9 protein-coding genes are annotated in these 7843 nt (G+C 40.7%); 5 read left to right on the top strand and 4 right to left on the bottom strand.

Going from position 1 to position 7843, the window contains the following annotated elements:
* Positions 1–112 precede the first annotated feature (112 nt).
* The 3 genes from IQ236_RS08790 (at position 113) to IQ236_RS28010 (ending at position 2369) form a co-directional block, all read left to right on the top strand.
* Positions 113–1273 (top strand): ATP-binding protein, encoded by a 1161-nt coding sequence (locus tag IQ236_RS08790; protein ID WP_322744107.1) that lies wholly within the window; start codon positions 113–115, stop codon positions 1271–1273.
* 87 nt (positions 1274–1360) lie between these two features.
* Positions 1361–2203: a hypothetical protein gene (locus IQ236_RS08785; protein ID WP_193868910.1), complete on the top strand. Its 843-nt coding sequence runs from the start codon at positions 1361–1363 to the stop codon at positions 2201–2203.
* A 43-nt stretch (positions 2204–2246) separates the two neighbouring features.
* Positions 2247–2369: a hypothetical protein gene (locus IQ236_RS28010; RefSeq protein WP_265578681.1), complete on the top strand. Its 123-nt coding sequence runs from the start codon at positions 2247–2249 to the stop codon at positions 2367–2369.
* Positions 2370–2386: 17 nt separating this feature from the next.
* Here the strand turns inward: IQ236_RS28010 and IQ236_RS08780 are convergent, their stop codons facing one another.
* A complete protein-coding gene (locus IQ236_RS08780) occupies positions 2387–3481 on the bottom strand; it encodes a glycerol dehydrogenase (protein WP_322744106.1) in 1095 nt (364 codons plus the stop codon).
* Positions 3482–3927: 446 nt separating this feature from the next.
* Entirely contained in the window at positions 3928–5484 is a 1557-nt protein-coding gene (gene ggt / locus IQ236_RS08775; RefSeq protein ID WP_193868908.1) for a gamma-glutamyltransferase, read from the bottom strand.
* A gap of 267 nt (positions 5485–5751) precedes the next feature.
* Between ggt and IQ236_RS08770 the strand changes: the two genes are divergently transcribed.
* Together IQ236_RS08770 and IQ236_RS08765 are read left to right on the top strand one after the other, a co-directional pair.
* On the top strand, positions 5752–6228 hold the full coding sequence (locus IQ236_RS08770; protein ID WP_228041499.1) for a DUF4168 domain-containing protein: 477 nt from the start codon (positions 5752–5754) through the stop codon (positions 6226–6228).
* Between the two features lie 81 nt (positions 6229–6309).
* The gene (locus IQ236_RS08765) at positions 6310–6792 is read left to right on the top strand and encodes a DUF4168 domain-containing protein (protein WP_193868907.1); all 483 of its coding nucleotides are present in this window, start codon (positions 6310–6312) and stop codon (positions 6790–6792) included.
* A gap of 28 nt (positions 6793–6820) precedes the next feature.
* Here IQ236_RS08765 and IQ236_RS08760 read toward each other — a convergent pair whose 3' ends face one another.
* The gene (locus IQ236_RS08760; RefSeq protein ID WP_193868906.1) at positions 6821–7231 is read right to left on the bottom strand and encodes an Npun_F0494 family protein; all 411 of its coding nucleotides are present in this window, start codon (positions 7229–7231) and stop codon (positions 6821–6823) included.
* A gap of 50 nt (positions 7232–7281) precedes the next feature.
* Complete coding sequence (locus tag IQ236_RS08755) at positions 7282–7521, bottom strand: hypothetical protein (RefSeq protein ID WP_193868905.1); 240 nt, start codon at positions 7519–7521, stop codon at positions 7282–7284.
* Between the last annotated feature and the right edge of the window lie 322 nt (positions 7522–7843).

Raw genomic sequence — 7843 nt, 5'->3', positions numbered from 1 at the left:
GACGGGGAGCAGGGGGAGAAATTTCTATTGCAAGAGTGCCTATTGCAATAGTAGCCATTCGTAATTCGTAATTCGTAATTCGTAATTCCCCATTGCCTGTTCCTTGTTCCTCGTGACTTCCTGCGGTGTGATCCCCGAAAGTGCTAATATCAGCAATCAGCTTGTGCGATCAATACCGATGGATATAGAAGAGTTAGCAGCACCGTTAGAAACCTTTGGACGACAAAGCCAATTTCAACAAATCACTCAGTCGTTAGCTGGTGAACGTGATTTGTTAATTGCAGGGGTTCCAGGTAGTGGACGCCGAACCCTGGTTCGACGGGCGGCGGTGGAGGTGGGGGCGAAAATTATAGAAGTGGACTGTATTCGGGCTACCGATGGCCATCGGTTAACCCAACTGTTATGCGAGGGGATTTCCCAGGCGGTTAAAAGTCCAACAGCAACTCAGTTTTTGCAACAGTGGACAGCAACAGAAGCCAATCAATTTTTGGTATGGCAGGGAAATACGGCCAAAAGTTTGCGGTTAATTGCTCAACCGGAAGAGGTTTGGCAAGCGTATCAACTCTTAATTCATTTGCCTCAACAGTTAGCAGAATTTGTGCAGCGACAAGTGGTGTTAATTTTGCATAGTTTTCCTCATATTCGGTCTTGGGATAGACAGGGAGATTGGGAAAAATTATTGCGTCAAGAAATTCAACAGCAAAGTTCTGTTAGTTATGTTTTAGTGGCAACGTTAGCAGAAACGACAAATCAAGAGGAGTTCCATAAAAATTTAGATATTGTACAATTAACCCCCTTATCAGATGATGTAGTTGCGGCTTGGGCGCATGGAGTTTTGCATCGAGAAAATTTAACCTTTGATCCGCGATCGCACGCCTTAAAACGCTTTTTAGAAGCCGTTCAAGGACATATTGGAGATGCCTCAGCTTTAGTGCGAAGGTTGTGTAAAGTCAAAACAACGAATGGGTTAATTGGAGATAAAGAAATTGAAGAAACCTTACAGGAATTATTAGCGGATTTTTCAACGGTATTTGAATCGTTGTTAGTGTTACTTCCCTCTTCCCAAGCGCAATTATTAGAGTCTTTAGCTTTAGATCCAACGGATAAACCCCAAAGTCGAGAATATATTACCAAACATCATTTATCCAGAGGTGGAAGTTTACAAGGTGCGATCGCAGGTTTACAACATAAAGGCTTGATTTATGGTTCAGAATTAGGTTATAAATTAGCGTTACCATTATTTGGATTATGGATCAAACAACGGTTAAGTTAACTCAAAATTTTAAATTAAGCTGAATTTAATCTCTTAGCACGATAGAATATCGCCTGCTATAAAGTCAATCAATCGTTTATAAAAAATATGAAAAAAACGGGTTTATTTCTATTATTATTTGTATTAACAGGCTGTGAAGTTCTATCTGAACATTGGAAACAACTTTCCACCACCCTGAATATTGTAAACTCGAATTCATCGGGAAAAATAGAACAATGTTCTGAACAACCTCAAACTGATCTTGATCCCAAAAATATTAAATTAATTACATTAACGGCTGTTAATACAAAAGAATCCGGTCAAATTCGCCAAGGAAATTATTTAGCCTATCAATTTCCCGCCAAAGCAGGTCAACAGTTAAATTATCGCACGGAAGATAATTTATGTATTTGGGTGTATGCGCCAGATCGACAACAAATTAAAACCAAAGATTTACCTCAAACGGGTCAATATACCCTGGTTTTAACGGCCTTAAAAGGAGCAACAACCTTTGATCTTAAAATGAACTTAAGTTCTCGTGGAGTAACGGGAACCCAACCCTTACAACCTTTACCTCCTTTTGCAAATGCTTCTACTACTTCCACTTCTTCCCCTACGCCAACTCCCTCTATTTCTCCTCAAGCCAATACTTCCCCAGAACGGGTAACATTTGACCCTGGAACAACGGGAACAACCCTGACAGGGGCAATTAAACCCGCAGAAAAACGACAATATAAATTAGAATGTGCAGCCGGACAAAAAATGTCTTTGGACGTTCAACAAGGAACCGTCGATATTAATATTTTAGATCCGAATAGTCAAATTATTGGTACGATTAAAGATAGCAAAAATTGGCAAGGAGAATTACCGAAAAGTGGTGATTATGTGATTGAAGTTTCTGCTTCAAAAGCAGCAGATTTTAAACTCAATGTTGATGTTTCTCCTTTATAGTTGAGTTTTTGACTCGAATTTGACCACTCATTAATCTCAAAAAATGGATACACATCCAGGTGTAAGGGCGAGAAAACCTCGCCCCTACGATAAAACTGTGCGATCGCCTCTTGATAATTTCCTAATCAAAAAGCGATCGCACTCTAAGTTCCCCAATAAACTCTAAATTCTCAAACAATCAACTTAGAATTGTTTCCGTTCCCGTCCTTTAGCATCAGCCGTTAACAGGGCCGCCAGAACACTTTCAGGGTTAATTTCACAAGGTTCATTATAAATGGTTTCACCTGTACCACAAGCGCGTTCTGCGGCTAATAATAAGCGTTCACGACTGACTCCTTCCAACCCAATATCGGCTAATGTCGTCGGGAGTCCGATAGATTCACAGAAACCAAACACCCGATCAATAACTTCGCTAGGGCGATTGGTTAAAATTAACATTGCTAGAACGCCAAAAGCGACTTTTTCACCATGCCAGAATTTTTGGGTTTCTTCTAATACCGTAAACCCATTATGAATGGCATGGGCCGCTGCTAATCCACCACTTTCAAACCCTAACCCACTGAGTAGGGTATTGGCTTCAATAATTCGTTCTAAGGCGGGAGTTACCACCTGTTGTTCACAGGCGATTTTCCCATAAACGCCATATTCCAGCAAGGTTTCATAGCACAAATGAGCCAAACTAAAGGCAGTCATTGGCCCCATGCGTCCGGTCATATTTTTAGCGCGTTTAATCTGACAATCTTCGGCTTCAAACCAGGTGGCTAAAGCATCTCCCATTCCAGCAACCAGGAAGCGAACGGGAGCTTGAGCAATTAGATTAGTATCGACTAAAACCAGATCGGGGTTACGCGGTAAGACGAGATAACGTTCCCAGACCCCTTCCGGGGTATAAATCACTGATAGGGCACTACAGGGAGCATCGGTAGAAGCAATAGTAGGAATAATTGCAACCGGAACTTTGAGGTTATAGGCGGTCGCTTTAGCGGTGTCGATGGTTTTTCCGCCTCCAATTCCTACAATTAAATCGACCTTCTGAGCGGCGCCTAAATTAACCAAGCGTTCAATTTCGGGATCACAACATTCACCGCCAAAGCGTTCGAGATAAATCTCTATTTTTCCTTGGGTAAATTCCTCAACCAGGGGTTGCAATTTAGGAAACATGACTGGCCCCATAATTACGAGGGCTTTTTGACCTAAATGGCTTAATTCTTCACCCAAAAACCGAATGGCATGATTTCCTTGAACATATCGGGCCGGGAAAATCGCTGTCGTAATCACAAGTTCCTCCTTGTTCAGCATGAACATCAGACTTCTTTCCAGAAGTCAGGAACAATCAAGCAAGAATAACCAAACACACAGGCACAGAAATCTATTCAGGAAGATTCACTAACCCTTTCCTGACTTATTTCTGTCCTATATCGTTTTTTAAGCCGTCTATTGATCCTGAAACGCTTGAACCGAGAACCAAGACCCGAAAATTTTATGATTAAACCGAAAAGCCAATCTTTCGCTATTTTACTGGCTGAAATATCTTTTGATAAATTAATCTTGATTCCTAGGCTATATTATAAACGATTTTTTGGAAATTGTCAATGATTTGTTCATCATCCCTCTTTTATGGCTTAGGGGAATTTGAACGAAGTTACGGCCTTTGGGCTTAGGTCAAATGAGTGAAACAATTAATGTAATCCTCAACATTAAAACCAACTTTAGCTAATTGTAACCTAATTTCCTTTTAAACTAACTCCATTTCGGCGAATATCTCCTGCACCAAATAATTGTCCATCCGATGTTTTAACTAAAGTATTCACTCCGCCAAAAAACATATTTTTTTCCGGCCATAATCTAATCACATCTTGGGGAGATAAATCCAAAGTATTAACAGATTCAGGATCAAACCCGGGTTCAATATCAAAGCGATGATTTTCCCAATGGACACGGGGACTATTAACGGCATCTTCAACGGACATTTTAAAATCTATTAAATTTAATAAAACTTGTAAAATTGCAGTTCTAATTCGATTTGAACCGCCCGAACCTAGAACAATTTCCGGTTTATGATCAGAATTTAAGACTAAGGTAGGAGACATCATCGAAGAAATTCTAACATTTTCCGGCCATTGATGAAACCCTTGGGGATTTAAGTCTTCTTCCCCTAACATATTATTGACCATAATTCCCGTTCCAGGGATAATATATCCTGAACCTTCTCCATTAGATGTTGTTACAGTAGCTGCATTTCCTTCTTGATCCAAAACACTAATATGGGTGGTACTTCCCCATTTATTCACCGCATCAATAAACGGTTGTTGATAGCTAGAAAAACTAGAGACAAAATTTTCAGCAATATTGTCTTGATGTAGGTAATCATCTAACCTTTCTTTCCGAGCAATATTCGTGAACTGCATTACTGTTTTTAATAGATGTAAATGTTGGGAACTGCCAAACTGAAGGTTTGTTAAATCCAGAGACGATAAAAGTTGTAAAGCAAAAGCAATTAATGTTCCCCCAGAACTGGGAGGAGGATTTGTTAATATAGTTTTTCCGCGATAGTCAATTTTTAAAGGCTTTCGTTCAATGACGGTATAGTTTTTGAGATCCTCTAAGGTTAAATGTCCCCCTTTTTCTTGACAATCTTGAACTAACATTTGAGCAATTTCACCTTCATAAAATTCTCGCCTTTCTCCAGAAACTAAAGCTTCTAAAGTCTGAGCAAAGTTAGTCATGATTAAGCGATCGCCTAACTTTAAAATATCACCATTAGGAGCATAAATTTCTTGCCCTTCTGTCGTTGTTAACAAAATCGGTTGCAATAAATTAGAAAACGTATAAGCTTGAAAAGAGTTAACTCCAACCCCTTGTTTCGCTAAAATAATTGCAGGTTCAGCTACAACAGAAAGGGGTAAACGTCCTAAAGTTTCTTGAACCCGCATCACCCCCGCCCAAACTCCAGGAACCGCCATAGACCCTAAACCAATATGAAAGTCTTGAATTGTTGTGCCAAAATTAACACCCACCGGATAAAAATCTAGGTTTGATATCGGGCGTTTATCGTGGGGAGTTTGGGTAAAAAAATCAAATAAAATGTTTTGATTGGTGTTAGTATGGGCTAATAAAAATCCTCCGCCCGCAAGGGACGTTAAACCCGGTTCCGTCACACAAGCTGCTAACATACAGGCCAATGCTACATCAAAAGCATTTCCGCCCGCGCCAAATATTGCCAAACCTGCTTTAACGGTTTCTGGATGTCCAGCCGCAATCACCCCGTTTGTTTTCTTCATTTTTCAAGTTCTGAGTTGAGCCCATTTCTCAACATTTCAGGATACAATGAATTGATAACCTAAAAAATATTAGGTCATCCCATTGCAGTGTTTGGGTATCAAGTTTTTGTTTGTGATTGGTGTTCCAATTCTTCGCTAAAGCATTTTTAAGTTTTGGATGAGGAACTTCTTAGGCATAAAATAATTCAAGACAACTAAGCACTTTCACGGTTCCCTTTGGTATCAGAAGATCTCGATATGATGGATTTCTTGCGTTCCTTGCGATTTATGCGTCCGCACCGATTACTCGCTCAGAGCCTAATGCTGGGGCTGTTCTCCAGTGGTGCTATTGTCTGGGGGATTGTCCCCGATTTATCAAGCTCAACGGCTTCTCGGTTCAATACCGTTGTTCAGGCGCAACAATCCCCAGAATTTAGCGAAACAGAAATTCGCAACTATGCTCGTGCTGTTTTAGGGATTGAACCCAGACGTCAAACCGCTTATAACGAAATTCAAGGGATTGTTGGAGCCGGAAAATCTATCCCCCCTGTCGTTTGTAATGAAACTCAAACCATTAATCGGCTGGATAAAGCAGTTCGAGATATTGCGGTGAATTACTGTACTCAAGCTAAGTCGATTATCGAAACCAACGAGTTAACCATTGGTCGGTTTAACGAAATTACCCAACGTCAGCAAGCTGACCCGGCTTTGCAAAAACGCATTCAGTCGGAACTCCAGAACCTACAAAACTCTTCTGGAACTTAAGGAAAGTAGACCTCACTCCGAGATCAGTTTCATGTTCTGTCACCAGCAGAACCCTTTGAGTTGATATATTCTGAACTACTTATGAAAACTACATTTCCCATTCGTCAATTTCTATCCAAATCTTTAACCGTTGCTGTTCTATCCGCTTGTGGTGGTTTCCTGGGATGGAGTCAAACCTCGTCCCAACCTATTCCCCATCTCAGTTGGGGTTCTGTGGCTCAAGCGCAAGAAAGTTTTAACTATAGTGAAGAAACCATTAAAAATTATGCCCGCGCCGCTTTAGCTTTAGAATCTCGACGTCATGAAGTAGCGAATGAAATCAAAAAAATTGTTGGGGATGTTCCCCGGATTATTTGTGATCAACCCACCAGTTTTACAGCGTTACCCGGAAATGCACCCAAACTGGCGGTGAGCTACTGTGACCAAGCTAAACAGATTATTGAGTCTAAGGGCTTAACGGTTTCTCTGTTCAATGAGATGACCCGTCAACAACAAAATAACCCTTCCTTTAGACAACGGATTCAAGCTGAAATTTTACAGTTATTACAATCGGGTGGAAAATAATGTTTAACAGGCAAGATGCCTGTTCCACTTAAACTGGAAATCTTAACCAACGATTGAGAGTATTAATCGAGCGATCGCACAATGAAGGCTGAGGAATCCCTTGATTTTGGCTCTCCCATTGGTCAATTAATTTCCGTCCCAAGGGCGTTAGGCGAAAACTATCTGTAATTCCCTGACCATCAACTTCTCGACGCAGAACCCCCACTTGTATCAGCCAAAGTAACGCATTTTCGGCTGTCCCTTCCGTTAAGGCTGTGGAAGTATAGGCAGAATCAACCCCAGACTGTCCTGCAATTCCATTCAGACCGACACTGCTCAACCCCATGGTTGTAAACAGTTGCAGTTGAAACGGAGAACACCGGATCGCTCGTTCAGCCCGTTTGAGAGTGGGTTCAGAATATTGGATTGAAGACTTCCCCGGAGAGTCCAAAACAGTCATAACGCTTGAATGGGATAACTTTGTTTTTGTACTGTATCCCATCATAGAGGTTAACGCTGAAAGAATTGATAGCGATATAATACCGTTTCACCGTGATCGGGAATCCAAGCCACCCATTCATCCTCACCGAGTTGACACAGGAGCAAGGCTTCATCGTGGCTGTAGGGATTGGGTTGTTGCCAAAGTTTTACCCAGGTTGAGGGTTCAAATTCTGGCGGACAGGGATACCCCACAATCGGTTGCCATTGGGGTTGAATTTCTGTATCCGCTTGTTTGAGATTAAGTTTCATCGTTCCTTGTCCCTCATCAACCGTTGGTATTGATAACTCAAATTATTTCTGTATCCAGAGTTACATAATTTCAATTTTAATAACAGAAACTGTTGCAGAACTTAACGTTTGAATACTGCGTTAGGAATAAATTCTTATTCTATTTCCGTTGAATTCGGTTGAACTTGGACTAAATCATAAAGTTAATTTTTTTAGACAGATGAATTAAATGCAACTCACAACGAGAAGCTCATTCAGCTTATTCCAAAAGAAACGGACATTCCCTTTTTTAATTTTAATTAAATCAACCTTAACTAGCACAAGTTTCTTAAGGGTTAAATGC

Origin of the sequence: Planktothrix mougeotii LEGE 06226, assembly GCF_015207485.1 — a bacterium.
Taxonomy (GTDB): Bacteria; Cyanobacteriota; Cyanobacteriia; order Cyanobacteriales; family Microcoleaceae; genus Planktothrix.
This window is presented reverse-complemented; position numbering and strand designations above follow the sequence as displayed.